The 26,674-nt window shown below is 61.0% G+C and carries 25 protein-coding genes and 1 riboswitch; of the genes, 18 read left to right on the top strand and 7 right to left on the bottom strand.

Annotated elements, in window-relative coordinates:
* Positions 1-146 precede the first annotated feature (146 nt).
* Positions 147-290 (bottom strand): hypothetical protein, encoded by a 144-nt coding sequence (locus tag ACIQAL_RS10275; RefSeq protein WP_401144960.1) that lies wholly within the window; start codon positions 288-290, stop codon positions 147-149.
* Between ACIQAL_RS10275 and ACIQAL_RS10280 the strand changes: the two genes are divergently transcribed.
* From ACIQAL_RS10280 to ACIQAL_RS10310, 7 genes are all read left to right on the top strand, one after another.
* Positions 270-947 (top strand): response regulator transcription factor, encoded by a 678-nt coding sequence (locus ACIQAL_RS10280; protein WP_401144962.1) that lies wholly within the window; start codon positions 270-272, stop codon positions 945-947. The two genes, ACIQAL_RS10275 and ACIQAL_RS10280, sit on opposite strands and share 21 nt — an antisense overlap.
* Positions 940-2,319: a histidine kinase sensor domain-containing protein gene (locus ACIQAL_RS10285; protein WP_401144964.1), complete on the top strand. Its 1,380-nt coding sequence runs from the start codon at positions 940-942 to the stop codon at positions 2,317-2,319. The genes ACIQAL_RS10280 and ACIQAL_RS10285 overlap by 8 nt, the downstream gene beginning before the upstream one ends.
* Positions 2,320-3,074: 755 nt before the next feature.
* On the top strand, positions 3,075-3,977 hold the full coding sequence (cysM, locus tag ACIQAL_RS10290; protein ID WP_166596623.1) for a cysteine synthase CysM: 903 nt from the start codon (positions 3,075-3,077) through the stop codon (positions 3,975-3,977).
* Positions 3,977-5,332, top strand: a complete 1,356-nt coding sequence (gene rlmD / locus ACIQAL_RS10295) for a 23S rRNA (uracil(1939)-C(5))-methyltransferase RlmD (RefSeq protein ID WP_401144966.1) — start codon at positions 3,977-3,979, stop codon at positions 5,330-5,332. The genes cysM and rlmD overlap by 1 nt, the downstream gene beginning before the upstream one ends.
* Before the next feature lie 161 nt (positions 5,333-5,493).
* Positions 5,494-7,737, top strand: a complete 2,244-nt coding sequence (gene relA / locus ACIQAL_RS10300) for a GTP diphosphokinase (RefSeq protein WP_341963024.1) — start codon at positions 5,494-5,496, stop codon at positions 7,735-7,737.
* Positions 7,738-7,829: 92 nt separating this feature from the next.
* Positions 7,830-8,663 (top strand): nucleoside triphosphate pyrophosphohydrolase, encoded by an 834-nt coding sequence (gene mazG, locus ACIQAL_RS10305; protein ID WP_401144969.1) that lies wholly within the window; start codon positions 7,830-7,832, stop codon positions 8,661-8,663.
* A gap of 26 nt (positions 8,664-8,689) precedes the next feature.
* The gene (locus ACIQAL_RS10310) at positions 8,690-9,232 is read left to right on the top strand and encodes a DUF2058 domain-containing protein (protein ID WP_341963026.1); all 543 of its coding nucleotides are present in this window, start codon (positions 8,690-8,692) and stop codon (positions 9,230-9,232) included.
* Positions 9,233-9,575: 343 nt separating this feature from the next.
* On the opposite strand, the gene ACIQAL_RS10315 is transcribed toward ACIQAL_RS10310, so the two are convergent.
* The 6 genes from ACIQAL_RS10315 to purM form a co-directional block, all read right to left on the bottom strand.
* Positions 9,576-9,764, bottom strand: a complete 189-nt coding sequence (locus ACIQAL_RS10315; protein WP_166596628.1) for a hypothetical protein — start codon at positions 9,762-9,764, stop codon at positions 9,576-9,578.
* A 265-nt stretch (positions 9,765-10,029) separates the two neighbouring features.
* Positions 10,030-11,196: a catalase family protein gene (locus ACIQAL_RS10320; RefSeq protein WP_401144971.1), complete on the bottom strand. Its 1,167-nt coding sequence runs from the start codon at positions 11,194-11,196 to the stop codon at positions 10,030-10,032.
* A complete protein-coding gene (locus ACIQAL_RS10325; RefSeq protein ID WP_401144973.1) occupies positions 11,193-13,004 on the bottom strand; it encodes a di-heme-cytochrome C peroxidase in 1,812 nt (603 codons plus the stop codon). The genes ACIQAL_RS10320 and ACIQAL_RS10325 overlap by 4 nt, the downstream gene beginning before the upstream one ends.
* Positions 13,005-13,157: 153 nt before the next feature.
* Positions 13,158-13,874: a DUF3108 domain-containing protein gene (locus ACIQAL_RS10330; RefSeq protein WP_166596631.1), complete on the bottom strand. Its 717-nt coding sequence runs from the start codon at positions 13,872-13,874 to the stop codon at positions 13,158-13,160.
* A 14-nt stretch (positions 13,875-13,888) separates the two neighbouring features.
* Positions 13,889-14,560, bottom strand: coding sequence for a phosphoribosylglycinamide formyltransferase (gene purN / locus ACIQAL_RS10335; protein ID WP_401145315.1), 672 nt, complete (start codon positions 14,558-14,560; stop codon positions 13,889-13,891).
* Between the two features lie 38 nt (positions 14,561-14,598).
* Positions 14,599-15,657, bottom strand: a complete 1,059-nt coding sequence (gene purM, locus ACIQAL_RS10340; protein ID WP_401144975.1) for a phosphoribosylformylglycinamidine cyclo-ligase — start codon at positions 15,655-15,657, stop codon at positions 14,599-14,601.
* Between the two features lie 314 nt (positions 15,658-15,971).
* Here purM and ACIQAL_RS10345 point away from each other — a divergent pair, with 314 nt between their 5' ends.
* The 11 genes from ACIQAL_RS10345 to cobD all read left to right on the top strand — a co-directional run bounded on the left by ACIQAL_RS10345 (position 15,972) and on the right by cobD (position 26,673).
* On the top strand, positions 15,972-17,042 hold the full coding sequence (locus ACIQAL_RS10345) for a DUF2066 domain-containing protein (RefSeq protein ID WP_401144977.1): 1,071 nt from the start codon (positions 15,972-15,974) through the stop codon (positions 17,040-17,042).
* Between the two features lie 54 nt (positions 17,043-17,096).
* On the top strand, positions 17,097-18,170 hold the full coding sequence (locus ACIQAL_RS10350) for an AI-2E family transporter (RefSeq protein ID WP_166596634.1): 1,074 nt from the start codon (positions 17,097-17,099) through the stop codon (positions 18,168-18,170).
* 311 nt (positions 18,171-18,481) lie between these two features.
* Positions 18,482-19,186, top strand: a complete 705-nt coding sequence (hda, locus tag ACIQAL_RS10355; RefSeq protein WP_166596635.1) for a DnaA regulatory inactivator Hda — start codon at positions 18,482-18,484, stop codon at positions 19,184-19,186.
* A gap of 8 nt (positions 19,187-19,194) precedes the next feature.
* On the top strand, positions 19,195-19,959 hold the full coding sequence (locus tag ACIQAL_RS10360) for an NAD-dependent deacylase (protein WP_401144980.1): 765 nt from the start codon (positions 19,195-19,197) through the stop codon (positions 19,957-19,959).
* A gap of 75 nt (positions 19,960-20,034) precedes the next feature.
* Positions 20,035-20,721: a C40 family peptidase gene (locus tag ACIQAL_RS10365; protein WP_166596636.1), complete on the top strand. Its 687-nt coding sequence runs from the start codon at positions 20,035-20,037 to the stop codon at positions 20,719-20,721.
* Positions 20,722-20,811: 90 nt separating this feature from the next.
* On the top strand, positions 20,812-21,351 hold the full coding sequence (locus tag ACIQAL_RS10370; RefSeq protein WP_166596637.1) for a C40 family peptidase: 540 nt from the start codon (positions 20,812-20,814) through the stop codon (positions 21,349-21,351).
* 361 nt (positions 21,352-21,712) lie between these two features.
* Positions 21,713-21,920, top strand: a riboswitch (cobalamin riboswitch).
* A 106-nt stretch (positions 21,921-22,026) separates the two neighbouring features.
* Positions 22,027-22,638, top strand: a complete 612-nt coding sequence (cobO, locus tag ACIQAL_RS10375; RefSeq protein WP_401144983.1) for a cob(I)yrinic acid a,c-diamide adenosyltransferase — start codon at positions 22,027-22,029, stop codon at positions 22,636-22,638.
* On the top strand, positions 22,635-23,930 hold the full coding sequence (locus tag ACIQAL_RS10380; RefSeq protein WP_401144985.1) for a cobyrinate a,c-diamide synthase: 1,296 nt from the start codon (positions 22,635-22,637) through the stop codon (positions 23,928-23,930). The genes cobO and ACIQAL_RS10380 overlap by 4 nt, the downstream gene beginning before the upstream one ends.
* 190 nt (positions 23,931-24,120) lie before the next feature.
* Entirely contained in the window at positions 24,121-24,771 is a 651-nt protein-coding gene (gene bluB, locus ACIQAL_RS10385) for a 5,6-dimethylbenzimidazole synthase (RefSeq protein ID WP_401144987.1), read from the top strand.
* Positions 24,768-25,676 (top strand): adenosylcobinamide-phosphate synthase CbiB, encoded by a 909-nt coding sequence (cbiB, locus tag ACIQAL_RS10390; protein WP_401144989.1) that lies wholly within the window; start codon positions 24,768-24,770, stop codon positions 25,674-25,676. The genes bluB and cbiB overlap by 4 nt, the downstream gene beginning before the upstream one ends.
* Positions 25,669-26,673 carry a threonine-phosphate decarboxylase CobD gene (cobD, locus tag ACIQAL_RS10395; RefSeq protein ID WP_401144991.1) on the top strand — a complete coding sequence of 335 codons (1,005 nt, stop codon included), beginning with the start codon at positions 25,669-25,671 and terminating at the stop codon, positions 26,671-26,673. Before cbiB ends, cobD begins: the two co-directional genes overlap by 8 nt.
* The last annotated feature ends 1 nt before the right edge of the window (position 26,674 follow it).

Raw genomic sequence — 26,674 nt, forward strand, 5'->3', positions numbered from 1 at the left:
CATATGCCCATGTCTTGCGCGTGATTGCAGCAAGACCTGCGCCAGGGTTGCCTTTCGACTTTGGGTAATCTGCGCAGTGTAGCCACTTGCGCGCGGGCCTTCCCGGCTAAATGGTCAATACAGAACGCTCCTACGCACATCTCCGATCAGTCGCCATTGCCGACCAGCGCGCAATCACCAATAATCGCCGCCTTGAGAATCAATCGCAGACGCCAATGAATCCCGCCAGCATCCACCGCCCGAGCATACTCGCCATTGAAGATGATCCCGTGCTCGGCGCGTTCGTCCATGATCAACTGGACCGTTGCGGCTTTCACGTCACCTGGTGCCAGAACGGCTCGGAAGGACTCGAACGTGCGCAGAAACAGGTCTTCGACGTGGTGTTGATGGACATTTTGCTGCCAGGCATGAACGGGTTGGACATTCTCATTCACCTTCGTCGTCGCCATGCGATGCCCATCATCCTGATGTCGGCGTTGGGCGCTGAAGCGGACCGCATCACCGGCTTTCGCCATGGCGCCGACGATTACCTGCCCAAACCCTTCAGCGTCGATGAGCTGCGGGTGCGCATCGAAGCCATCCTGCGGCGGGTTGAACTGGAGCGCCGTTTCAACACCGTGATCGACGTACCGGTGGCACTGAGCATCAATGAACTGACGTTCGACGAGAGCCTGTGCGATGTCACCTTTGGTCGCAAGGCCGCGCAGTTGACCCGCAGCGAATACCGCCTGCTGGAAACCCTGTGGCGCAACCCCGAGGACGTACTGAGCAAACCTTTCCTTTATCAGCATGTGTTGCAGCGCGGGTATTCCCAGCATGACCGCAGCCTCGACATGCACGTCAGCCAGATCCGCCGCAAACTCAAGGCGATTGGCTACGAAGCGCATCAGGTGCGCACGGTGTGGGGCAAGGGCTACGTGCTGACGGCGGCGGAAGCGGATGCCTGATCGTCGTTCCCGTTTGCCGGGCAGGCATTCGCTGTTCTGGAAACTGGCCTTTCTGCTGGTGGGTTTTTGCCTGCTGATGATCTGGCTCAGTTGGTATTGGGGGCGTTACGTCGAAACCCAGAATGCCTTTCTTTCCCCTGAAGCCCGACGCGTGCTCAACGGTTATGCCGCCGAAGCGGAACACGCCTGGGCGGTGGGCAACGAGAAGGGCATCGATGACTGGCTGCGTGAACTCCGGCGCCATGAGCCCGGCTGGGTGGGCGTCATCGGCCACGACCTGCAATCGCTGAGCAGCATTCCTCTCGACGACAACCAGATGCAGCGCCTGACCTTCATGCGCGGCGTCGATTGGCCCATGAGTCGTCGGCAAAAAAATACCCCCTGGCTGAAGATCCCCTTTCCCAATGACCCCGGCGTCGGCAGCCTGATCATCGAACTGCCGGAACGCTTCAAGCCAGGGCGTTATGCGCTGGTCTGGCAGATGCTGACCAATGTCGTGATTCCGGCGTTGTTCACTTTGCTGCTGTGCATCGGGCTGTATCGGTTGCTCATCCGCCCGCTCAACCAGCTGCGAGAGCAGGCCAACGCGTGGCGGGCGGACCGTCTGTCCAATCGCCTGTCGCCACAGATGACCTCACGGCAGGACGAATTAGGCGAACTCAACCGTGCGTTCGATCACATGGCGGCCCGCCTGCAATCGACGGTGCAGATTCAGCAGCAGTTGCTTCGCGACCTGTCCCATGAACTGCGCACACCGCTGAGCCGATTGAGAGTGGCCTGTGACAGTGAGCAGAGCCTGCCGGAGCTGCGCGAACGCTTGAGCCGGGAAGTCGACGGCATGCGTCGGTTGGTGGACGACACCCTGCATCTGGCCTGGCTGGATGCCGAGCGAGAAAAATTGCCAGACGAAGACATTCAGATGCTGGCGCTGTGGGACATGCTGGTGGACAACGCCGGTTTCGAAAGCGGCTGGCCTTCGCGGCAGTTTGTCTGCGATCTGGACAGCGACTGTTGGGTCCGGGGGCATCTCAATACTCTGGCGCAGGCGCTGGAAAACATCCTGCGCAACGCGATTCGTCATTCACCCTCCGACGGTATCGTGCGCTTGGGTGGGCGTCGGGAGGGCGAAGACTGGCTGTTGTGGCTGGAGGATCAGGGCGGCGGGGTGGACGAAAGCGACCTTGAGCGCATCTTCGCGCCGTTCATCCGCCTCGATGGCGCCCGGCCCGGGGATGGAGGGTTTGGGTTGGGGTTGAGCATCGCCCGCAATTCCTTGCGCTTGCAGGGCGGCGACATGTGGGCCGAGAACACCCAGAGGGGGTTGCGGATGATCATGCGCTTGCCTGCCAAAGAAACACAGCTCGTCACCTGACCTGTAGGAGCGAATTCATTCGCGAAAGATGGATCAGGCGATGGAGAAGTGTCGTCTGTACGCCCGCTTCGCGAATAAATTCGCTCCTACAGGGGATTCGCGGACCCATCAGAGATGTATATGGCGCAAAACCTGTAGGAGCGAATTCATTCGCGAAAGATGGATCAGCCGATGGAGAGGTGTCGTCTGTACGCCCGCTTCGCGAATAAATTCGCTCCCACAGGAGATTCGCGAACACATCAGCGATGTATACGGCGCAAAACCTGTTGTGGGAGCGAATTCATTCGCGAAAGATGGCTCAGGCGATAGAGATGTGTCGTCTGTACGCCCGCTTCGCGAATAAATTCGCTCCTACAGGAGATTCGCTAACACATCAGGGATGTATATGGCGCAAAACCTTGAGCGAATTCATTCGCGAAAGAGGGTCAGGCGATAGAGATGTGTCGTCTGTACGCCCGCTTCGCGAATAAATTCGCTCCCACAGGGGATTCGCGAACACATCAGAGATGTATACGGCGCAAAACCTGTTGTGGGAGCGAATTCATTCGCGAAAGAGGGTCAGGCGATAGAGATGTGTCGTCTGTACGCCCGCCTCGCGAATGAATTCGCTCCTACAGGGGAATTTGCGATCAAGCCCAAACACTGACCCCTGCTTTATGCCCTTTGGTTATATCCAGCTCACTTTGCGTGATATGGGCTTGGGGCGATTGCCGGTATGATAGGCGACCCCCGCACGTCTGGACCTCGAACACGCCATGACCCTGCAGTATCAAACCATCGCCGATTGCGTCGGCAACACCCCGCTGGTGCGTCTGCAACGCATGGCCGGGAACACCAGCAACACGTTGCTGCTCAAGCTCGAAGGCAATAACCCGGCCGGTTCCGTGAAGGACCGTCCGGCGCTGTCGATGATTACCCGTGCCGAGCTGCGCGGTCAGATCCACCAGGGCGATACCCTGATCGAAGCGACCTCCGGCAATACCGGCATCGCCCTGGCCATGGCTGCGGCGATCAAGGGCTATCGCATGATCCTGATCATGCCGGACAACTCCAGCGCCGAGCGCAAGGCCGCCATGACCGCCTATGGCGCCGAGCTGATTCTGGTCAGCAAGGAAGAAGGCATGGAAGGCGCCCGCGACCTCGCCGAGCGCATGCAGGCCGAAGGCCGTGGCAAGGTGCTGGACCAGTTCGCCAACGGCGACAACCCTGAGGCGCACTACGTCGGCACCGGCCCGGAAATCTGGCGGCAGACCGGCGGCACCATCACCCATTTCGTCAGTTCCATGGGTACCACGGGGACCATCATGGGCACCTCGCGTTACCTCAAGGAACAGAATCCGGACATTCAGATCGTCGGCCTGCAACCCATGGACGGCGCATCGATTCCCGGCATCCGTCGCTGGCCCCATGAGTACCTGCCAAAAATCTATCAGGCCGACCGTGTCGACCGCATCGTGGACATGGCTCAGAGCGAAGCCGAGGACGTGATGCGTCGTCTGGCCCGCGAAGAAGGCATCTTCTGCGGCGTGTCTTCGGGCGGCGCGGTAGCGGGCATGTTGCGTCTATCTCAGGAAGTCGAGAATGCGGTCATGGTCGCGATCATTTGTGACCGTGGCGACCGTTACCTGTCGACCGGTGTCTACGATGCGCCCAACTGATGGCCAAGCGTGAGACAGGCCTGCGTTTCCAGCCCAGTGGCGGCACCCGGACAACGCAGGTCCCGACCGGTAAAAAGCAACGTTTGAGCATCGAACGACTGGCCAACGACGGGCGCGGCATCGGCTTCGTCGAGGGTCGGACGTGGTTTGTCGCGGGCAGTCTGGCCGGCGAAGAAGTCGAAGCACGCGTATTGGGCGCCCACGGCAAAGTGGTCGAGGCGCGTACCGAGCGCGTGTTCCACGCCAGCCCGTTGCGCCGCCCCGCACCCTGCAAGCACTTCGGTCGCTGCGGCGGTTGCAGCGTGCAGCAGATGCCCCACGACGAACAACTTGCCCTCAAACAGCGCATGCTCGCCGAGCAGTTGAGCCGGGTCGCAGGCGTCGAGCCCGAAGAGTGGGCTGCTCCGTTGACCGGTGATGAATTCGCCTACCGCCGACGCGCGCGCGTCGCCGTTCGCTGGGACGCGAAGGGGAAACAGCTGGAGGTCGGGTTCCGCGCGGCCTCAAGTCAGGACATCATCGCCATCGACGAATGCCCGGTGCTGGTACAGGCCTTGCAACCGATCATGACGGCGTTACCGGCCATGTTGCGCAGCTTGAGTAAACCTCAGGCGTTGGGGCATGTCGAGCTGTTCAGCGGTTCGGCAAACGCTGTGCTGTTGCGCCACACCGCGCCGCTGGCAGAAAAGGACCTGGACACCCTGAAGGCATTTTGCGACACCCACGGCGCACAACTCTGGTTGCACGGCGAGGGCGAGCCGCAGCCTGCCGACCCTGCAGCTCAATTGGGTTTTCACCTGGGGCCGTGGAATCTTGAGCTGGCGTACCGGCCCGGGGACTTCGTGCAGGTCAACGCACAGGTCAACGAAGCGATGATTGCACAGGCACTTTCGTGGCTTGCGCCTCGTTCGGATGAACGAGTGCTGGACTTGTTCTGCGGGCTTGGTAACTTCGCTCTACCGCTGGCGCAAATCACGCGCGAAGTGGTGGCGGTGGAGGGGGTCGACGTCATGGTTCGACGGGCTGCCGAGAACGCGGCGAGCAACGATTTGCACAACGTGAAGTTTTATCAGGCGGACTTGTCGCAACCACTGGACAAAGCGCCGTGGGCGGCGGAAGGTTTTTCCGCGGTCCTGCTCGACCCCCCGCGTGACGGGGCGTTCGAGGTGGTCGGTAAACTCAGGAAACTGGGTGCCGAACGGTTGGTGTATGTGTCGTGCAACCCCGCAACTTTGGCGCGCGACACGGTCGAATTGATCAGGCAGGGCTACCGATTAAAACGTGCCGGAATTCTCGATATGTTCCCGCAGACAGCACATGTCGAGGCAATGGCGTTATTTGAAGCGAGTAAGTGAGACAAGCAGGGCTTCAGGAAGCAAGCCGACGTCTCACAGGGAAACTCGTTTAATCCGACTGGCCCGCGCATGCGAGACCTTGCAAGGCCCGCAAGGAGCATGCGCTGAGAAGGCCGGCGACTGATGGCGCATTTCATCGCGCCTTAGGGAAGGTAAGCAACATGGTACAGGTGAGAGCGCACCAGCCGATAAACACAGACGGCAGTATCAACCTCGACGCATGGCTTGATCATGTGGTCAGCGTCGACCTCGCAGTGGACCGACAGGCTTTGAAGGAAGCTTGTGAATTTGCCCGGGAAGCCGAGCAACAGGACAACGCCGCCAAGAACCTCTGGGCGGAAGGCACGTCGAGTTTTCAGACGGGCCTGGAAATCGCTGAAATTCTGGCCGACCTCAAGCTCGACCAGGACTCCCTGATTGCGGCCGTGATTTACCGCGCCGTACGCGAGGGCAAGATTCCTCTGCCCGACGTCAGCCAGCGTTTCGGGCCGACGGTGGCCAAGCTGATCGACGGCGTGCAGCGCATGGCCGCCATCAGCGCCAGTCTCAGCCCCCGCCAATCACTCGTTCTCGGCACGCAGGCCCAGGTGGAAAACCTGCGCAAGATGCTGGTGGCGATGGTCGATGACGTGCGTGTCGCGCTGATCAAGCTGGCTGAACGGACGTGCGCCATTCGCGCCGTGAAGAACACCGACGACGAAAAGCGCAATCGGGTCGCCCGGGAAGTCTTCGACATTTATGCACCGCTGGCACATCGACTGGGTATCGGTCACATCAAGTGGGAGCTGGAGGACCTGTCCTTCCGCTATCTGGAGCCGGAACAGTACAAGCAGATCGCCAAACTGCTGCATGAGCGCCGCCTGGATCGCGAACGCTTCATCACCGACGTCATGTCGCAGCTGGAAAACGAACTGCTGGCTACCGGGGTCAAGGCCGACATCAGTGGCCGGGCCAAACACATCTATTCGATCTGGCGCAAAATGCAGCGCAAGGGTCTGGAATTCAGCCAGATCTACGACGTTCGCGCCGTACGCGTGCTGGTCCCGGAAATGCGCGACTGCTACACCGCGCTGGGCATCGTCCACACCCTGTGGCGACACATCCCCAAAGAGTTCGACGATTACATCGCCAACCCCAAGGAAAACGGCTATCGCTCCCTGCACACCGCCGTGATCGGCCCGGAAGGCAAAGTGCTGGAAGTACAGATCCGCACCCACGCCATGCACGAAGAGGCCGAACTGGGCGTTTGCGCGCACTGGAAGTACAAGGGCACTGACGTCAAGTCCGGCTCCAACCACTACGAAGAGAAAATCTCGTGGCTGCGTCAGGTCCTGGAGTGGCATGAAGAGCTGGGCGACATCGGCGGTCTGGCCGAGCAACTTCGCGTCGATATCGAGCCGGACCGGGTGTACGTGTTCACCCCGGACGGTCACGCCATTGACCTGCCGAAGGGCGCGACACCGCTGGACTTCGCTTATCGCGTGCACACCGAAATTGGCCACAACTGCCGGGGCGCCAAGATCAACGGGCGCATCGTGCCGCTCAACTACAGCCTGCAAACCGGCGAGCAGGTCGAGATCATTACCAGCAAGCACGGGGTCCCGAGCCGCGACTGGCTGAACTCGAACCTCGGTTACATCACGACCTCGCGGGCACGGGCGAAGATCGTTCACTGGTTCAAACTGCAGGCGCGCGACCAGAACGTCGCGGCGGGCAAGGTGTTGCTGGAGCGCGAACTGGCGCGTCTGGCGTTGCCGCAGGTGGACTTCGACAAGCTGGCCGAAAAGGCCAACATGAAGATCGCTGAAGACATGTTCGCCGCGCTCGGTGCGGGCGACCTGCGTCTGGCGCAATTGATGAATCTGGCGCAGCAACTGGTCGAGCCGGAGCGGGGCAACGAGCAACTGGAGCTGATTCCGCGCAAGGCCACCGGTTACAAGCCGGGCAAGCGCGGCGACATTCAGATTCAGGGCGTCGGCAACCTGATGACGCAAATGGCCGGCTGCTGCCAGCCGTTGCCGGGCGACGCCATCGTCGGTTACATCACTCAAGGCCGTGGCGTGAGCATTCACCGTCAGGACTGCGCCTCGGTGTTGCAACTGGGCGGGCGCGAGCCTGAGCGGATCATTCAGGTCAGTTGGGGGCCGGTGCCGGTCCTCACCTACCCGGTGGACATCATCATCCGCGCCTACGACCGGTCCGGCCTGTTGCGAGACGTCTCTCAGGTGCTGCTCAACGAGCGCATCAACGTTTTGGCGGTGAACACCCGCTCGAACAAGGAAGACAACACCGCGCTGATGTCGCTGACCATCGAAATTCCGGGGCTGGATGCGCTGGGTCGCCTGTTGGGGCGGATTTCGCAGCTGCCGAACATCATCGAGACGCGGCGTAATCGCACGCCCTAGCAGCAGCGGTGAGTTTTGAGCTGCAAGCTGCAAGTTGTCTGTGTACAGCTTGCGGCTTGCGGCTTGCCGCTAAGAGTGAAGAGATTTTTTGAATGTATACCTTGGATGATCTGCTGAACCTGATGGCCCGCCTGCGCGATCCGCAATACGGCTGCCCATGGGATGTGAAGCAGAATTACGCGACCATCGTGCCGCACACCCTCGAAGAGGCCTATGAAGTGGCCGACGCCATCGAGCGCGGTGACTTCGATGACCTGCGCGGCGAGTTGGGCGATCTGCTGTTTCAGGTGGTGTACTACTGCCAACTGGCACGGGAAGAAGGGCGGTTCGAATTCGACGGCGTGGTTGATGGCATCACCCGCAAGCTGATTCGCCGTCACCCTCACGTATTCCCCACCGGGGATTTGTACGCCCCGCTGGAAACGCCACGCCTGAGTGAAGACCAGGTGAAGCACCGCTGGGAAGAGATCAAGGCCGAGGAACGCGCCGAAAAGGCCCAGGCCCCGGAGCAGTTGTCGTTGCTCGACGACGTGCCGAATGTTTTGCCTGCCTTGTCCCGCGCTGCCAAATTGCAGAAGCGCGCGTCGCAGGTCGGTTTCGACTGGCCCGAAGCGCTGCCGGTGGTCGACAAGGTGCGCGAGGAACTGCAGGAAGTCCTTGAAGCCATGGCCGACAACGATCAGGCAGGCATCCACGAGGAAATCGGCGATTTGCTGTTCGTGGTGGTCAACCTGGCACGCCATCTCAAGGTCGATCCGGAAAATGCACTGCGCGCCGCCAACGGCAAGTTCGAGCGGCGCTTTCGTTTTATCGAACACGCCTTGCGCGAGACCGGCCGCCCCATCGTAGATTGCAGCCTTGAAGAAATGGATGCGCTCTGGGGCGAAGCCAAGCGCCAGGAAAAGAACACGCCCAACTGCGGTTGAGTCGATCATTGAGAGAGAGAAGATAAATGGCGGGTATTTCCCTTCGTGACCAGTTGCTCAAGGCAGGTCTGGTCAACGAGAAGCAGGCCAAACAGGTCGCCAAGAACAAGCAGAAAGAGCAACGTCTGGTGCACAAGGGCCAGGCCGTTGCCGACGATGCCGCCCAGCGCGCCGCCCAGGACGCCATGGCCGAAAAGGCCAGGCGCGATCAGGAGCTGAATCGCCAGCAGCAGGAAAAGGCTGAGCAGAAGGCCCGTACCGCGCAGGTCAAGCAGCTAATCGAGGCGACCCGTCTGCCGAAGCTGACCACCGAGGATTACTACAACTTCGTCGATGACAAGAAGGTCAAGCGCCTGTCGGTCAACTCACTGATGCGCAGCAAGCTGAGCAACGGTTCGCTGGCCATCGTTCACCACGGCGGCACCTATGAAGTCATCCCTCGCGAGGCCGCGCTGAAAGTGCAGGAGCGCGACCCACGCCGTATCGTGCTGCTCAGCGAGCCGACGGAAGAGCCGGATGGCGACGACCCGTACGCGGCGTACAAAATCCCTGACGATCTGATGTGGTAACTCGGACACCTGTAAACGGTGAACCCCATTGGAGCGAATTCATTCGCGAGAGGCCAGTACATCCGACGTAGCTTCGTGACTGTCACACCGAATCGCGAATGAATTCGCTCCCACAGGTTCCGCGCCATACATATGTCTGATGTGTTCGCACATTCCCTGTGGGAGCGAATTCATTCGCGAAAGATGGATCAGGCGATAGAGGTGTGTCATCTGTGCGCCCGCTTCGCGAATGAATTCGCTCCCACAGGGGCGATCGGGGTTTGCTGAATATCGCTGTAAAACGACAAAACCCGCCTCGGCGGGTTTTGTTTTGATGCGATTCAGTAGTGACGTGTTGCCTGGACTACGTGTTGCTTGCCATTTTCTTGGCTTCTTGTTCTGCAAGCTCTGATGCGTAACGCTGGGCGTCCGATTCGTGATGGAACAGGCCTACCAGTTGATCTTGTTGGCGCACTTCGAAGATCTGGATGCCGTCAGCGATGCTTTCGTGGGAAATGTGGGCGTCGTCGCGTTCACTTACAGTTACAGTCATATCGGAAACTCCTGACTCTTTGAAATCTGCGGCAGGACGTCGCAGTGGTTCCTTTATAGAATTGGGTAGCTTGCTAAGTAAACGACCGATTTCTGCAAGAGTTATTTGCTGATTCCGTAACAGTGATGCAAATGGCTGTTTTTGAAGGGTGTGCGGCGTTTTGTCGCACTTGGTTGAGGGGCATGAAGAATCTTTCATAAAGGCCTGGGGAACAAAATACGCCACGAAACCGGCGCTATGCCTCGATCCCCAAGCCTCTATTTTCCTAAGGCGCGTTACGGCTGTGGCGGTAGTCGCTGACGGCTTCATACACCGCTTTGCGCAGACGGTTGATGCCGCCAATGGGGCGGTGCGCTTCTACGCCAAACCACGGGTTGAAGGACTGGTTGTCGCACGCCAGGTTTTGCTCGGGTGTATCGAAATCCTGAGGCGCGACCCTGACCTTCGCCACGGTGTCGAACGGGGCATCGCTTTCCTTCCATTCGATGCTGGTGTCTTCGATCGGCATGAACGTTTGCGGATTCTGTCGCTGAATCTGCAACACGAAACACGCGGGGACGCGGTCGGTGGACAACTGCTGATTCAAGGCCGTGCGCAAGAAGTTCGGCAGGTCCCGGTTCTGTTTGGGCAGGGTGTACGGCGGGCAGCTTTGCGGGTCCGGCGCGACCCGGAACTTGGCGTTGGCGGTGCCGAACTTGTAAGGGGAGACCGAGTAATACGTAGTCTCCGTCGGGCTGGCGGGGGCAGGCGACAGCGTTGCCAACGCGATGAACAGGTGCCGCACTTGCCAGCTTCGTGGGTCAAGGCTGGGGAAGAACGCCAGGACTTTCTGGCCGTCGGCCTGGGCCCCGATGTTCTGTGCGTATTCGGCCACGTCGCTGACGAAGAAGTTCGGGTGGCTGAACATCACGAAGTCCTGTTCCGCTCGGCTTTGTTGGTCTGCCAGCAATTGTTTGCCTGGCACATCCAGCAGTTTGAGCGCCATGCCCCGCGCATCCCGAATGCTGTCGAACTGGGGATAGGCGTTGCCGTTGGACAGGCGCATGACCGCTTGCCAGGTTTTGCCCGGCTCGGCGAACACCCCTTGGCGCAAGGCCGGGTCGAGGTCTTTGAGGACAGTCACGTCGGCCTTCACACAGCCGTGGGCCTTGGCATGGGCGTCGCGCAGGTAGCGAGTGGGTTCGCGGTGCTGGTCGACGATGCGCACCGCCGTCTGAATGATGCCTTGGCTCATGGCCGCTTCACCGGGCGGAATCTGTTCTTCCACGGGTACCGGGCCACGGTGCTGCCAGGCGAACCAGACGCTTGATACCGCCCAGCCCAACAGGCCCAGCCCGATGAGCCACAGCAGGGTCTTGCCCAGAAATGAACCCAGACGCAGCCAGAGCCGTCCGAGCCAGGTGTGTTGCGTGTCGCGATGTCGAGTGATCATGGCAATTGTTGCTCCAGCGGTCCGCCCAGCACTTTCAGGTATTCCACCAACGCCCAGCGCTCTTGAGGAAGCAAGCCGCGTCCGATCACGCCGTTGCCCCGCTTGCCGTCGCGGAATTCGTGACCGCTGTTGTGGTTGCCGGAGATTTTCGTGTCGAACAGAAAGGCGTTTTTAAAGGCAGCGGTTTCGAAGCCCAGGTGCAAGGGGTCGTAGTTGAAGGTGCCTTTGTAGAAGGTCGTGCTGCGCTCGTCCTGAGGCGAGAGCAGCTGATAGATCGTCGGCACCGAGCCGTTGTGCAGGAAGGGCGGGGTGGCCCAGATCCCGTCCAGTGGTCGGGCTTTGTACGCGCGCAATTCCTGAACCGCGATGGGCAGGCCGAATCCGTCCATGGCAGGGCGATCGGCGACGGGGACATTGGCCGCGTTGTAGGCGTTGTTTTCGACGTAAGCAGTGATGTACGCCAACGCCTTGGCCGAGGTGACGTTGTGCGTGTCCAGAGGGGTCGTCTGTTTAGGGACGAGATGAACGTTGGTGAGGTGGTCAAGTTCGTCCTGAGTCCACTTCAGCGCGCTCACGTCGTAGTGGTTGTCGGCGATGTTATTGGCCGTGTTCGGGTCGGTGCCGACTTCCATCACCGGGATCATGTTCAGGTATTGCACCGTGCGGCCATCCACCACGCTGTGGGGCGGGACGTGGCAGCCTGCGCAGTTTTCGGCAAACAAGGCGCGGCCCTGCGCGGCCAGCGGCTTGTTCACCGGGCCGAACAGCGGTTCCGGCCAGACCGGTGGCTTCAGGCGCTGCAAGGCTCGTTCGATGGTGTCGAGGTCGCGCACCCGGACGCTGGAAGGGTAGCGGTCAGCCACCTTGAGCGGCTGGCCTGCAGCGTCGAAGAACGTCAGGGTCGCGCCAACACCGAGGGATTCCCCGACGTTGCGCGCCATTGGCTGTTTAGCCGAGCCGTTCCACTGCACCCAGTCGAAGGTCCAGATGTCCCACAGGTGCGGATAGTCCACGGGGGCATTGGCGATGCGGTAGTTGTCGGGGGAAATGGCGTCGCCGAAGGTGGCGTTGGCGATGCGACCGAAGGCATCGGTGCGTCCCGGCCCTTCTTCGGTGGGGTAGAGGCCACGATGGGTGTCGTTCCACGCAGTGCTGGCGAAGGTGTTCAGAGACTGCTTGAACTCGTCACGCAACTGGTTGTGGGAGGCATCGTAGCGATCGCCCAGCACGCGGCGGGCGAAACGTTCGAATTTCCATGGGTTGTAATAAGTCGCCACGAGGCTGGCCACCAGCGCCTGGCCGAAACTGCCACCGCGCAGGGTGGGCACGCTGGACGGCAAGACATGCTGCGCGCTGCCCCCATCGATGCGCAGGGCCTGCCCCTTGAAATGCAATTCGCCGGTGTGGCACGCGGAGCAGGTGATGTCCAGGTACTCGACGGTATGGTCAGGGTTCTGATGGCGGGTGAAACCGACGGGCAGGTTGCCGGGGTTCAGCGCGGTGGCGACCTGCTTGGGATCGACCAGGAACCCGAAACGGGCGAGGTGCTCGGGCGCGGCGAAGCGGTCTTCGGAGAATGGCATCTCCAACGCCGTGAACCAGTTGTAGTGCAGCCCTTTGACTTGCGTCCCCTGAGGGGTGAAGTAATAGGTCTGACGATCGCTGTCGTCCCACTGCTGTTGATACTGCACCTGCTCGACAGGCGTGTATTCAGGCAGTTTCGGGTTGATGATGTAATAAATCACCACCGCCAGGATCAGCACGACCACGGCGAGCAACAGCAGCAATGCACGGCGAAATATGCGCAAGATAACCATCCTTGTCCGTTTTTTGGTGTCCTTATGACATCACGCCAATCCCATGGCAAGTGACGCGACGCTTTAACCCCCGACGGTCGAGCATGCAATAAAAAGCCCGCTGATGTCAGCGGGCTTTTCGAGGTCAATGGCAGGAGCGAAAAATCAGCTGCCCTTGACCGACTTACCGTTCACCGTGCCGTCCTGCAGCATGATGTTGTATTCCTTGCCGTCGGTCTCGACCTGCTGCAGACGCACCAGCAAATAGTCGTAATCCTTGGCAAACCACATCACGGTGGTGCGCTTGTTCTGCGTCGGGTCACGCACGCGCTCGACCTTGATGGCATCGACCGAACCGACCTTGGTGGCCACCTTCTCGGTGCCCAGCACGCGGAAATCGTAGGCATCGACTTCGTCACCGTCGACAACCTGATAGGTCATGCTCTTCTTGCCCGCTGCCACGTCGTGCTGCAGGGCGAGTTGATAGGTGGACTTGTCCAGAACACCGGTGTTCAGCGGGATTTTCACCGCGTCGTTACGGTCGGTGCCGGTGATGAACTTGGTGGGCCAGTCGAACACCAGGTCAACCGTTTTGCTCTTGCCCAAACCGCCACGTTCGAAGTGGTAGGTCTGTGGCAGCAGTTGATCCTTGTCCACCTTGAGGGTGCTGACCTCCGTCAGGCTCGCGATCATCATCGAGGCCTTGAAGCTCAGGGTCCAGGTGCCGTTGGCGTTTTTTTCCAGGCTGCGGGTGGCGCTGCCGCCGCCGACCGGGAGCTGTTTGAAATCAGCAGTGTAGCTGGCGGCGAAAGGTTGAAGGTCTGCCGCGTTGACCGCAGGAATTGCGAACAGAGCGAGGGCGAAGAGCAAAGCGCGACGCATAATTTCTCCCGTCTTTACAGTGAGGGGCCACATTGAATGGCCGGAATCAAATGGCCGCTTGAGCCCAATGGCCGACCGTCGAGGGTCGCTCCCTGTTCGCTCAGGGCCAGACGGCCTTCAGCGAACCAGCGGATAGCCAATGGGTAAATCAGGTGTTCCCGAGCGTGAACCCGTTGTGCCAGCGTGGCAGGCGTGTCGTGCAACTCTACCGAAACAACAGCCTGTACGACCAGAGGCCCCCCATCGAGTTCCTCAGTGACGAAGTGCACGCTGCACCCATGTTCGGCATCGCCCGCTTCGAGCGCCCGTTGATGGGTGTGCAAGCCTTTATACAGGGGAAGCAGTGACGGATGTATGTTCAGCAGCCGGCCGTGGTAGTGACGCACGAAACCCGGGGTGAGAATGCGCATGAAACCGGCCAGTACCACCAGTTTCGGCGAGAACGAATCGATCAGTTCGATCAGCGCCGCGTCGAAGGCCTCGCGACCTTCGTAGGCTTTGTGATCGAGAACGCGGGTGTCGATGCCCGCGTTCTTCGCGCGCTCAAGCCCGTAGGCATCGGCGCGGTTGGAAATCACCGCGCGAATGCGAGCCGGGCTCGAACCGTCCTGAAAGCGGTCGATCATCGCTTGCAGGTTACCGCCAGTGCCGGACAGCAGCACCACCACATCGCAGGGTTGAGGCATGTCAGGCTTCAACGCTTCCGGCATCGCCACGTCGGACATCAATGTGCCTTGACGTTTTTCAGCTCGACTTGTGCAGCACCTTCGGCCGCGACGCCGATCTGGCCGATGACCCATGGCTGCTCGCCGGCTTCACGCAGGGCGTTCAGCGAGGCTTCGACGTGTTCCTGCGCCACACAGATGACCATGCCGACGCCGCAGTTCAGGACGCGGTGCATCTCGTGCTCGTCGACGTTGCCTTTCTCTTGCAGCCAGTCGAACACGGCAGGGCGAGTCCAGCTCGCCACGTCAACCACGGCCTGTGCGCCTTCTGGCAGGACACGCGGGATGTTGTCCAGCAGACCGCCGCCGGTGATGTGGGCCATGGCCTTGACCGCGCCGGTGTCCTTGATCAGCTTGAGCAGTTGCTTGACGTAGATGCGGGTCGGTGCCATCAGCAGGTCGGTCAGCGGTTTGCCGTCCAGCTGGATGGTTTCGATGTCGGCGCCGGAGACTTCGATGATCTTGCGGATCAGCGAGTAGCCGTTGGAGTGCGGGCCGGAAGACGGCAGGGCGATCAGGGCGTCGCCCGCGATGACTTTCGAGCCATCGATGATTTCGGATTTTTCCACGACGCCGACGCAGAAACCGGCCAGGTCGTAGTCTTCGCCTTCGTACATGCCAGGCATTTCAGCGGTCTCGCCGCCGACCAGCGAGCAACCCGCCAATTCGCAGCCTGCGCCGATGCCGGTCACGACCTGAGCGGCGGTGTCGACGTTCAGTTTGCCGGTGGCGTAGTAGTCGAGGAAGAACAGCGGCTCTGCGCCGCAGACGACGAGGTCGTTGACGCACATGGCGACCAGGTCGATGCCGATGCTGTCGTGTTTGTTCAGGTTCAGGGCCAGGCGCAGCTTGGTGCCGACGCCGTCAGTGCCGCTGACCAGGACCGGCTGTTTGTAGCCGGCCGGGATTTCGCACAGCGCGCCGAAGCCACCCAGGCCGCCCATCACTTCCGGGCGCTTGGTGCGCTTGGCGACGCTCTTGATGCGTTCGACCAATGCTTCACCGGCGTCGATGTCTACACCGGCGTCTTTGTAGCTCAGGGAGGGTTGCTTGCTCATGATCCAGGCCTTTAGGGGGGATTCGGGGTAACGACCGAGGTGGGTGCGGCGCGTGGCCGTGTCATCGCCGGTCTGCGAAGGCGCGCGATTTTATCAGGGTTGGGCTCAAGCGGCCATCCTTGGGCCGACGGGCAGGGCCATGGATGAAGAAAAAATAACCCGTTCGTTCAGGGTTTAGCCGTTCGTCGGTCGCCCTAAAAGGTGTAAGTTCGTCTCCAGAGTGAGCGATTCGGACCGCCGTGCGGTCTCAGTCGAGCCAGTCATGTTCATGCAGCTATTTATCAGGCTGCGATATTCGTTTCGTGGGAATTCTTATGCGCCTTAAAAACTGCCTGTTCGCAGGTTGTCTGTCCCTCATGAGCCTCCCGGCCCTGGCCGAGACGGTGAACAATCTCTATCAGGTGCGCGAGCCGGTCAGCGGGCAGAGCCCCGATGAGAAAACCCGTGCGACCCAGGCTGCACTGGAAACCCTGGTCATTCGGTTGACCGGTGACCCGAAGGCCGCTCAAGGGGCAGGCCTTGCGGACGTGCGCAAGGACCCGCAGCAGATCATCAGCCAGTACGGCTACGACGCAGGACCGCCGGAGTCGTTGCAGGTGGATTTCGATCCGGCGAGTACTGACCGGGCATTGCGTCAGGCCGGCTTGTCGTTATGGGGTTCGAACCGCCCGGTGATCATGGCCTGGTGGCTGAACGACGCCACCGATGGCGCCAATCTGGTCGGTGACGGCCAGCCAAGTGCAGAACCGTTGCGTCGCGCTGCCCAGCACCGGGGTTTGCCGTTGCGTCTGCCGCTGGCGGACCTGGGCGAACAGGGCATCGGCAACGCAAAAACCCTGGATGGCAATGACGTCGCGCCGCTGAAGCAGGCGTCCGAGCGTTATGGCTCTGACGCCATTCTTGCCGTTCACGCACAGGAAAATGGCGGCCAGTGGCAGGGCAAATGGCACCTGTGGCTGGGCGACAAGATGGAGCAGGGCAGCGCCAGCGGCGCCAGTTCCGCCGAATTGGCCGACGCCGTGCTGTTGTCGGTGAGTCAGCGTCTGGCGCCGCGTTTCGTGGTCAAACCGGGTGCGTCGTCCAGCATGGCGCTGGAAGTGCAGGGCATGACTCTGGAGCGTTACGCGCAATTGAGCCGTTTGCTGGAACCGTTTGGTGGCCGCCTCAAATCGGTGGACGCGGATCGGGTGACGTTCGACGTCAGCGGCAGCACCGACCAGCTGCGCTCGCAATTGTCCCTGGCGAAGTTGCAGGAGGTGCCCGTGGGTGAGGTCGCTGCAGCGCCGGTCGATGCCGGACAATTGCCTGCAGCCGGTGCTGCGCCGGGTGCACCTGCGCCGGTCCCCGCGCCTGTCGCCACACAAACACTGCACTTCCGCTGGTGAGCGGGTTCATAACGGCGTTGCGTGAAGCATTTTATTTTGGGTTGAGGGGCGGTAATGACTGATACGCGTCGTTGGTTTTGGCTGGGCGGGGTTGTCCTGCTGTGCCTGTTTGTCTGGCTGCTGCACGCCATCCTCACGCCGTTCCTGGTGGCATTGCTGCTGGCGTACATGGGCGATCCCCTGGCGGATCGGCTGGAAAAACTGAAATTCTCACGCACCTGGAGTGTGGTGACGGTCTTCGTATTCTTCACCCTCATTTTCATGGGGCTGTTGTTGGTGCTGGTGCCGATGCTCGCCAAGCAGCTGTACCGCTTGTACGAACTGGCGCCGCAGATACTCGACTGGTTGCAGCACACCGCGCTGCCGTGGACTCAGGCGAAATTGGGGCTGGCGGACGGGTTCTGGAAATTCGACAAGGTCAAGGCGGCGATCTCCGAACACATGGGGCAGACCGGCGACATCGTCGGAATCATTCTGGCCCAAGCCACGACGTCGACCCTGGCGCTGATCGGCTGGTTGACCAATCTGGTGCTGATCCCGGTGGTCTGCTTCTATTTATTGCGTGATTGGGACGTGATGATGGCGAAGGTGCGCAGCCTGCTCCCCCGTCATCGCGAGAAGAAGATCGTGGCGCTGGCCGATGAGTGCCATGAAGTGCTGGGCGCGTTCATTCGCGGTCAGCTGCTGGTGATGGTGGCGCTTGGGGTGATTTACGCGGCGGGCCTGATGCTGGTTGGCCTTGAGCTTGGTCTGTTGATCGGGGTAATCGCGGGTCTGGCAGCCATCGTGCCTTATATGGGCTTCGTGATCGGCATCGGCTCGGCGATTCTGGCGGGTTTCTTCCAGTTCGGCGGTGATCTGTACCCGATGCTGGGGATTGTCGCGGTGTTCATGGTCGGTCAGGCGCTGGAAGGGATGGTGCTGACGCCGTTGCTGGTGGGTGACCGGATCGGCCTTCATCCCGTGGCGGTTATCTTCGCGATCCTGGCCGGTGGCGAACTGTTCGGTTTCACCGGCATCCTGCTGGCCCTGCCGGTGGCGGCGGTGATCATGGTGCTGGTGCGGCATGTGCACGATTTGTATAAAGAGTCGGATATCTACGGCGGGATGGAAGATCCGGATTTGTAGGAAGTCGCAGCGTTGACGGATCTGTAGGAGCGAATTCATGCCCGAAGGAGGGGACAGGCGCCGCGAGAGAGGTTGCCTTTACGGCCTCATCCCGAATGAATTCGCCCCAACAGGGTTCGTCACCCGGATATCCAGAGCGCAGCTTTTTATATCCGATGACCCCGCATAATCCGCGGCCTGGCCCGGGATAGACGCAAGCCTTTGATTTTGCACGCCCTCTGGCGCATTGTGCGGCCCGTCCTGCGGGTATAAACTTTGCACACTTTACACAGAGGCCCCTTGGCGGTTCTTCATCGAGCCGTTCAGCCAGCATGAAACCAGTTCAGCTGCCCCTGAGTGTGCGTCTGCGTGATGACGCCACCTTCATCAATTACTATCCAGGCGCCAATGCCGCTGCACTCGGCTACGTCGAGCGCCTGTGCGAAGCCGAGGCCGGGTGGACTGAAAGCCTCATCTATTTATGGGGCAAGCACGGGGTAGGGCGCACTCATCTGTTGCAAGCGGCCTGCCTGCGTTTCGAACAGATGGGCGAACCTGCTGTTTACCTGCCCATGGCTGAAGTCATCGATGAAGGCGTCGAGCTGTTCGATCACCTTGAGCAATATGAGCTGGTGTGTCTCGACGACATTCAGGCCGTCGTCGGCAAGCCTGAATGGGAAGAAGCGCTGTTTCATCTATTCAACCGCTTGCGTGACAGCGGCCGCCGTCTGCTGATCGCCGCGTCGTGCTCCCCTCGCGAGTTGCCGGTCAAGCTGGCCGACCTGAAGTCGCGGCTGACCATGGCGCTGGTGTTCCAGATGCGCCTGCTGTCCGACGAAGAAAAGCTCCGTGCCCTGCAATTGCGCGCTTCCCGCCGTGGCTTGCACCTGACGGATGAAGTCGGGCATTTCATCCTCACCCGGGGCAAGCGCAGCATGAGTGCGCTGTTCGATCTGCTCGAAGAACTCGATCAGGCGTCCTTGCAGGCCCAGCGCAAGCTGACCATTCCTTTCCTTAAAGAGACCTTGGGTTGGTGAATCCGCCGGTGGTCGATCCGGCGCTGGTCCTGCAGACCGCAGCGGCTCTGCGTCATGCCAAGCGTATTTTGATCATCACCGGTGCCGGGCTGTCGGCGGATTCCGGTCTGCCGACTTATCGCGGTGTGGGCGGCCTTTACAACGGTCACACCGACGACGGGCTGCCCATTGAAATGGCGCTGTCCGGCCCGATGCTACGTCGCGACCCCGCCCTGTGCTGGAAATACATTGCCCAATTAGGCAGCGCGTGCCTCGGTGGACAGCCCAATGCGGCGCATTACGCCATCGCTGAGTTGCAGCGGCGCAAACCGGAATGTTGGGTACTGACGCAAAACGTTGACGGCTATCACCGTGCGGCGGGGAGTCCACCGGAGCGGTTGATCGAGATTCACGGCCAACTGGCGCCGCTCTATTGCCAGTCCTGTGGCGCTGAAGACCCACAGTTGAGCGAGCACCTGCAACGGCCCTTGCCCCCTTTATGCACGCAGTGCCATGGCGTACTGAGACCGCCGGTCGTCTTGTTTGAGGAAATGTTGCCAGAGCTGGCATTGAATGTGCTGTACGAAGAGATGGCAAAAGGCTTTGACGCTGTGCTCAGCATCGGAACCACTGCCAGCTTCCCTTATATCCACGAGCCGATGTTTCGCACGCGGGTGGCAGGAGGCTTTACCGCCGAGATCAACCCCTCGTCGACCGATCACTCCATTCACACGGATGCATTTCTGAGGTGTAGAGCCTTAGATGTGATGGAGGACCTGGTAAGTCACATTTGATTCGATTGAATTTGCAAATGATGACGATTGAGGGCATAGTCTCGGCTTCTTTACACATCCGCCACGGTCGTGCCCATGCTGAATCGCTTCGCACCCCTCGTGCCTCTCGCACTCGTAACGCTGCTGTTCGGCTGCGCGGCCCAGATGCCAGCGTCGCAACAACAGTCGCAGAACCCGCAATTCCGGGACTCTGCCACCGCACAAACCGCCAAGCGTGCCGATTACTCCTCTTCCGTACTGGATGATGAAATCGCCACCGAAGACGAATTGGCCCAGTTCTCCGACAATAAGCCGTATCAGTTGCCGGTCCTGGCTGACAGCATTCTGGAGCGTGGCAAATCGTTGATCGGGACTCGCTACCGTTTCGGCGGCACCTCGACCACGTCCGGCTTCGATTGCAGCGGTTTTATTGGCTACCTGTTCCGCGAAGAGGCGGGCATGAGCCTGCCGCGTTCTTCCCGCGAAATGATCAATATCGATGCTCCTCTGGTCAAGCGTAACGACCTGAAGCCTGGCGACCTGCTGTTCTTCAGCACCGCAGGCCGCGGCCGCGTCAGCCATGCCGGCATCTATTTGGGCGATGACCAGTTCATCCACTCCAGCAGCCGTCGCAGTGGCGGTGTGCGCGTCGACAGTCTTGACGATGCTTACTGGGCCCGTACGTTCATCGAAGCCAAGCGCGCGCTGGCCATGGCACCTTCCCAGGTTCCAGAAACCACGACCGCCATGACCTCGACTACAATCAAGCGCCAACACCGTTAAATACGGGCCGCGCAGTTAGGGGAAACCCTGATTGCGCAAGGTTCCGGCCTCCGGCAGAGTAAGCCGCATCCTAGGAAGGTTGTTGTGTTTATGTCGATTACGGTTCGCCTGGCTGTTGCTTCACTGGCTGCATTGCTAGCCGCTTGTTCCAGCACTCCGCCGCCATCTCCCCCCAAGGTCGCCTATCGGCCTGTGATCGCTGCTCCCCCTCAATTCAATTCTCCCGTTGCGGATGACGTGCTGTTACGTGCCATCGGCCTTGTTGGCACGCCGTATCGTTGGGGCGGCAATACGCCTGATTCTGGCTTCGACTGCAGCGGCCTGATTGGCTACGTCTATCACGACGCCGCTGGCATCACCCTGCCGCGCTCGACCCGCGAGATGATTACCCTGCGTGGCCCGGACATCGACCGCAGCCAGTTGCAGACTGGCGACCTGGTGTTCTTCGCCACGGGCGGCGGCTCGAACGTGAGCCATGCCGGGATCTATGTCGGTGAAGGCCGTTTCGTTCATGCGCCTGCCACCGGCGGCACCGTCAAGCTCGACAGCCTCGACAAGCCGTACTGGCAGAAAGCCTGGCTGAACGCCAAACGTGTGATCCAGCCGTCGAATCTCGCCCGCAGCAACTGATCCTTTTCCCTGTGGTTTGCTGCGTGGCTGTTGCGCAGCAAACACCTGACTCGACATTTCTCCTCTGACATTCGTGCTCATTCCCCTGCGAGCATGCAGTGCAGCGTGGTGCGATGCGGTCAGGCTTCTGCCGAAGGCGTAGGAGCGCTGCTTGCTCGCGATCTGGCGCGAAGCGGCAGCGAATCCTGCCTCCCCGGTGTGCCTGACACACAGGGGTATCCGGTTTTGCTGCCGGTTCCCGGCAGATCGCGAGCAAGCAGCGCTCCTACGCCTTCGGCAGAAGTAGATCCGCTGTGCTTTTGAGATTGGCGCGCCTATCCATTGCGCCGCTTCGATTGACGCTCGGTAGTCAACCCTCTAACCTTCGCCGATTGTTTCAGGTGCCCGCTAAAAAGGGTGAAACAGGGAAGCCGGTGCGAACGCCTTTGCGATCAATTCCGGCGCTGCCTCCGCAACGGTAAATGAGTCAAGGCTGCGCACGATGCCACTGTGTTCGATGAACATGGGAAGGCGCGCCGCCCCTGTTTCGCTCATGAGTCCGGAGACCGGCCTGATCCATTCAACAGCATCACGGAGGGCGATGCTCTGCGCAGGCTCGGCGTTTGTCCGGTGCCTGCTGTCAGCCTTTGTCCGTGCCCTCCGTTTGCCACACCTGCCCTCAAGCGGAGAGCTGAGATGAGCGAATCCCCCGAACGTGACGAACGCCACCTGGCGCGCATGCTGCGCAAAAAGGCGGTGATGGACGAGCGCATTGCCAGCGCCCCCAATGAATGCGGCCTGTTGCTGGTCCTGACCGGCAACGGCAAGGGCAAGAGCAGTTCGGCGTTCGGCATGCTGGCGCGGGCCATGGGCCACGGCATGCAGTGCGGCGTGGTGCAGTTCATCAAAGGCCGCAATGCCACGGGCGAAGAGCTGTTCTTCCGCCGTTTCCCCGAACAAGTGCGCTATCACGTCATGGGCGAGGGCTTCACGTGGGAGACCCAAGACCGTCAGCGTGATATCGCGGCGGCCGAGGCGGCGTGGGTCGTGACCCGAGAACTCCTGCGTGATCCCGAGATCGGCCTGGTGATCCTCGACGAACTGAACATCGCCCTCAAACACGGCTACCTCGATCTGGAACAGGTGTTGAGCGACCTCCAGGCGCGTCCGCCGATGCAGCACGTGGTCGTCACCGGCCGTGGCGCGAAGCAGGAATTGATCGACCTGTCTGACACGGTGTCGGAGATTGGCGTGGTCAAGCACGCATTTCAGGCGGGCATCAAGGCGCAGAAGGGCATTGAGCTGTGAGTGAGGCTCGTCAATGCCCTGCGGTCCTGATCGCGGCACCTGCGTCTGGCCAGGGCAAAACCACTGTGACAGCGGCGTTAGCCCGTCTGCATCGCAATCAGGGTCGTAACGTTCGAGTGTTCAAATGCGGTCCGGATTTTCTCGACCCGATGATTCTCGAACGCGCCAGCGGCAACCCCGTGTACCAGCTGGACATGTGGATGGTGGGCGAGGATGAGAGCCGACGCCTGCTGTGGGAAGCCGCCGCCGATGCCGACCTGATCCTGATCGAGGGCGTGATGGGGCTGTTCGACGGCACACCTTCCAGCGCGGATCTGGCGCGGCGTTTTGGTGTGCCGGTGCTGGGCGTGATCGACGGTACGGCCATGGCACAAACCTTCGGGGCGCTGGCGTTGGGCCTCGCGCGCTATCAACCGGACCTGCCCTTCGCGGGCGTGCTGGCCAACCGCGTCGGCACCGTGCGTCATGCCCAGTTGCTCGAAGGCAGCCTGACTGAAGGCTTGCGCTGGTATGGCGCGTTGTCGCGGGAAACCGGCATCGAACTGCCGAGCCGCCATCTGGGGCTGGTTCAGGCGAGCGAACTGAACGACCTGGACGTGCGCCTCGACGCGGCCGCCAATGCATTGGCAAGCACCTGCGATTCGACCTTGCCGCCCGCCGTGACGTTTGAAGCGCCCGATACCCTGCTCGCCGAACCGCTGTTGGCCGACGTGCGCATCGCCGTCGCCCTTGATGAAGCGTTCGCCTTCACCTACGGCGCCAGCCTCGACCTGTTGCGGGCGATGGGTGCGGAACTGCTGTTTTTCTCACCGATCCGCGACAGCCAGTTGCCAGACGCAGACAGCCTGTACCTGCCCGGTGGTTATCCGGAGCTGCATCACGTGGCGCTCGGCCAGAACCGCTTGATGCTCGACGCCATTCGCGCTCACCACGCCGCCGGCAAACCGTTGCTCGCGGAGTGCGGCGGCATGCTTTATCTGCTGAACGCCCTGACCGACGTAGACGGTCAACGCGCCGAACTGGTGGGCCTGTTGGACGGCGAGGCGGTGATGCAGAAACGTCTGGCGGCCCTGGCCCTGCAATCGGTCGAATTGCCGGAAGGGACCTTGCGTGGGCATACCTATCATCATTCGCTGACCAGCACCGAACTGACCCCGATTGCCCGTGGCGTCAGCCCCAACGGCGGACGCGGCGCGGAAGCGGTGTACCGGGAAGGGCGGATGACGGCGTCGTACGTGCACTTCTATTTCCCTTCCAACCCACAGGCGATGGCGGCGCTGTTTTTGCCATGACGTGTCTGCCGGTGTTCTCCATCGCAGGACTGACCCGATTTTCCCGTGGGAACGCAGTTTCCTGTAGGAGCGAATTCATTCGCGAGAGGGCGGTACATCCGAAGCCTTTCTATCGGCTGTGCCTGCGCATCGCGAATAAATCCGCTCCCACAGCAGGTGCACGTATGGTCAGCCATGGCGAGGTGCGCTCGTGACTGGTCATGCCTTCAGCGACGCCGAACGTGCGGCGGTCTACCGGGCCATTGCCGAACGCCGGGACATGCGGCATTTCACCGGTGGCGCCGTGGCACCGGAGTTGCTGGCGCGTCTGCTGGAGGCGGCACACCACGCGCCAAGCGTCGGTCTGATGCAGCCGTGGCGCTTCATACGGATCAGTGACCGTCAGCTGCGCCGCCAGATTCAGGCCCAAGTTGAAGAAGAGCGCATCCGCACCGCTGAAGCCTTGGGCGAGCGCTCCGACGACTTCATGAAACTCAAGGTCGAAGGCATCAACGACTGCGCCGAAGTGCTGGTCGCGGCCTTGATGGACGATCGCGAGAAGCACATTTTCGGCCGTCGCACGTTGCCGGAGATGGACATGGCGTCGTTGTCCTGTGCGATTCAAAACCTGTGGCTCGCGGCCCGGGCCGAAGGGTTGGGCATGGGCTGGGTCTCATTATTCGAACCTCAGGCGCTGGCCGACCTGCTGGAGATGCCAACCGGTTCAAAACCTTTGGCGATCCTGTGTCTGGGCCCGGTCAAGGAATTTTACCCGGCGCCGATGCTGGTATTGGAGGGGTGGGCGCAGGCGCGTCCGCTGCAAGAGTTGGTCTACGAAAACACATGGGGAGTGAGCGCATGAGCGTGGCGTTGTTGAGCGTCGCCGGGGTCGCGCTGGATGCGCTGCTGGGCGAGCCAAAACGAAACCACCCGCTGGTGGCCTTCGGCCGATATGCCGAGCGCATCGAGCAACGTTTCAACGGCGGCGGTCGCGGCTGGCGCAGCCATGGCGTCACGGCGTGGTTCATCGCGGTCATCCCGCTGACCCTGTTGGTGACCTTCCTCAGTTGGCTGCCTTATATCGGCTGGCTGGTGGAAGTCGCCGCGCTGTACTGTGCCCTTGGCCTGCGCAGCCTGGGCGAACATGTGGCGCCGGTGGCGCAGGCCTTGCGCAGCGATGACCTGGAAGAAGCGCGGCGTCGCGTGGGTTTCCTCGTCAGTCGCCAGACTTCTGAACTGGACGCCACCGAGGTCGCCCGCGCCGCCACCGAATCGGTGCTGGAAAACGGCAGCGACGCCGTGTTTGCCGCGATCTTCTGGTTCGTCGTGCTGGGCGCGCCCGGCGTGATCCTCTATCGCCTGAGCAATACCCTCGACGCGATGTGGGGCTATCGTAACGAACGCTTCGAACGTTTCGGTTGGGCGGCGGCAAAGATTGACGACCTGCTCAATTACATTCCCGCGCGTCTGGTGGCGTTGACCTACGCAGTGCTCGGCAAAACCCGACTGGCGTTGCGCTGCTGGCGGACGCAGGCCCCCAAATGGGACAGCCCGAACGCAGGTCCCGTCATGGCGGCAGGTGCCGGTGCCTTGGGCGTCGAACTGGGCGGCGCGGCGATTTACCATGGCGAGCTGCACCAGCGTCCGCAGTTAGGCGAAGGTGCACCGGCCGATGCGAATTCCATTGATCGAGGCTGGCAACTGGTGCAGCGTGGCGTCTGGCTGTGGTTGCTGATGTTGTGTCTGGGGACTGAATTCTATGCTTGAACACGGCGGTCGGTTGCGGGGTGCGGTACAGAAATACGGCATCGACGAGGCCGACTGGCTCGACCTGTCCAGCGGGATTTCACCTTGGTCCTGGCCGATTCCGCCGATCCCGGATTCAGCGTGGGCGCGTTTGCCTGAAACCGATGACGGCCTCGAAGCGGCCGCCTGTGCTTATTACGGCGTGCCGGATCTGCTTCCCGTGGCCGGTTCCCAAGCCGCGATTCAGGCGCTGCCGCGTTTGCGTCAGGCGGGCAAGGTCGGCGTGCTGTCGCCGTGTTACGCCGAACACGCCGAGGCCTGGCGCAGCAACGGATTTCTGGTGCGCGAAGTGCTGGAACATGAGGTTGATCGCTTCATCGACGTCCTCGACGTGCTGGTGGTGGTCAACCCGAACAACCCCACAGGCCTGAGCCTGACCCAGGAACGCTTGCTGGAATGGCATGCGCGGCTGGCGCAACGCGGCGGCTGGCTGGTGGTGGACGAAGCGTTCATGGACAACACACCCCACTTAAGCCTCGCCGCCGAAACCCAACGCCCCGGTCTGATCGTGCTGCGCTCGTTTGGGAAATTCTTCGGTCTGGCAGGCGTGCGCCTGGGTTTCGTACTGGCCGAGTCGCGTTTTCTCAAAGTCCTGGCCAAACAGATCGGACCTTGGTCGGTGAGCGGTCCTACACGCGTTTTGGGCAAGGCCTGCTTTGACGATGTTGAAGGTCATCGTGTGCAACGAGCACGCACGGCAAAAGCCAGCGAACGTCTGGTCGAGCTGTTGACCCGGCACGGCTTCGCCCCTCAAGGGGGCTGCGCGTTGTTCCAGTGGCTGGTGACGCCGCTGGCTGTTGAGCTGCACGAGTTCTGCGCCCAACGCGGGATTCTGCTGCGGATCTTCCTCAACAACAGCCCGGCTCACAGCAGCCTGCGTTTTGGTCTGCCTCGGGATGAAGCGGATTGGCAGCGACTTGAGCGGGCGTTGAGTGAATTTTCCGGGGAGCGTGCATGAA

It is taken from the genome of Pseudomonas sp. NPDC088368 (assembly GCF_044753445.1).
GTDB classification, from domain to species: Bacteria; Pseudomonadota; Gammaproteobacteria; order Pseudomonadales; family Pseudomonadaceae; genus Aquipseudomonas; species Aquipseudomonas bambusae.

Coding starts and splice junctions, on each gene's coding strand:
- ACIQAL_RS10345 (WP_401144977.1), top strand. CDS start 15,972: ATGCGCCTTAAAAACTGCCTGTTCGCAGGTTGTCTGTCCCTCATGAGC.
- cysM (WP_166596623.1), top strand. CDS start 3,075: ATGACCCTGCAGTATCAAACCATCGCCGATTGCGTCGGCAACACCCCG.
- ACIQAL_RS10365 (WP_166596636.1), top strand. CDS start 20,035: ATGCTGAATCGCTTCGCACCCCTCGTGCCTCTCGCACTCGTAACGCTG.
- mazG (WP_401144969.1), top strand. CDS start 7,830: ATGTATACCTTGGATGATCTGCTGAACCTGATGGCCCGCCTGCGCGAT.
- cobD (WP_401144991.1), top strand. CDS start 25,669: ATGCTTGAACACGGCGGTCGGTTGCGGGGTGCGGTACAGAAATACGGC.
- ACIQAL_RS10370 (WP_166596637.1), top strand. CDS start 20,812: ATGTCGATTACGGTTCGCCTGGCTGTTGCTTCACTGGCTGCATTGCTA.
- purM (WP_401144975.1), bottom strand. CDS start 15,657: ATGAGCAAGCAACCCTCCCTGAGCTACAAAGACGCCGGTGTAGACATC.
- ACIQAL_RS10320 (WP_401144971.1), bottom strand. CDS start 11,196: ATGATCACTCGACATCGCGACACGCAACACACCTGGCTCGGACGGCTC.
- relA (WP_341963024.1), top strand. CDS start 5,494: ATGGTACAGGTGAGAGCGCACCAGCCGATAAACACAGACGGCAGTATC.
- rlmD (WP_401144966.1), top strand. CDS start 3,977: ATGGCCAAGCGTGAGACAGGCCTGCGTTTCCAGCCCAGTGGCGGCACC.
- ACIQAL_RS10315 (WP_166596628.1), bottom strand. CDS start 9,764: ATGACTGTAACTGTAAGTGAACGCGACGACGCCCACATTTCCCACGAA.
- purN (WP_401145315.1), bottom strand. CDS start 14,560: ATGCCTCAACCCTGCGATGTGGTGGTGCTGCTGTCCGGCACTGGCGGT.
- ACIQAL_RS10350 (WP_166596634.1), top strand. CDS start 17,097: ATGACTGATACGCGTCGTTGGTTTTGGCTGGGCGGGGTTGTCCTGCTG.
- cobO (WP_401144983.1), top strand. CDS start 22,027: ATGAGCGAATCCCCCGAACGTGACGAACGCCACCTGGCGCGCATGCTG.
- ACIQAL_RS10285 (WP_401144964.1), top strand. CDS start 940: ATGCCTGATCGTCGTTCCCGTTTGCCGGGCAGGCATTCGCTGTTCTGG.
- ACIQAL_RS10330 (WP_166596631.1), bottom strand. CDS start 13,874: ATGCGTCGCGCTTTGCTCTTCGCCCTCGCTCTGTTCGCAATTCCTGCG.
- ACIQAL_RS10275 (WP_401144960.1), bottom strand. CDS start 290: ATGGACGAACGCGCCGAGCACGGGATCATCTTCAATGGCGAGTATGCT.
- hda (WP_166596635.1), top strand. CDS start 18,482: ATGAAACCAGTTCAGCTGCCCCTGAGTGTGCGTCTGCGTGATGACGCC.
- ACIQAL_RS10310 (WP_341963026.1), top strand. CDS start 8,690: ATGGCGGGTATTTCCCTTCGTGACCAGTTGCTCAAGGCAGGTCTGGTC.
- cbiB (WP_401144989.1), top strand. CDS start 24,768: ATGAGCGTGGCGTTGTTGAGCGTCGCCGGGGTCGCGCTGGATGCGCTG.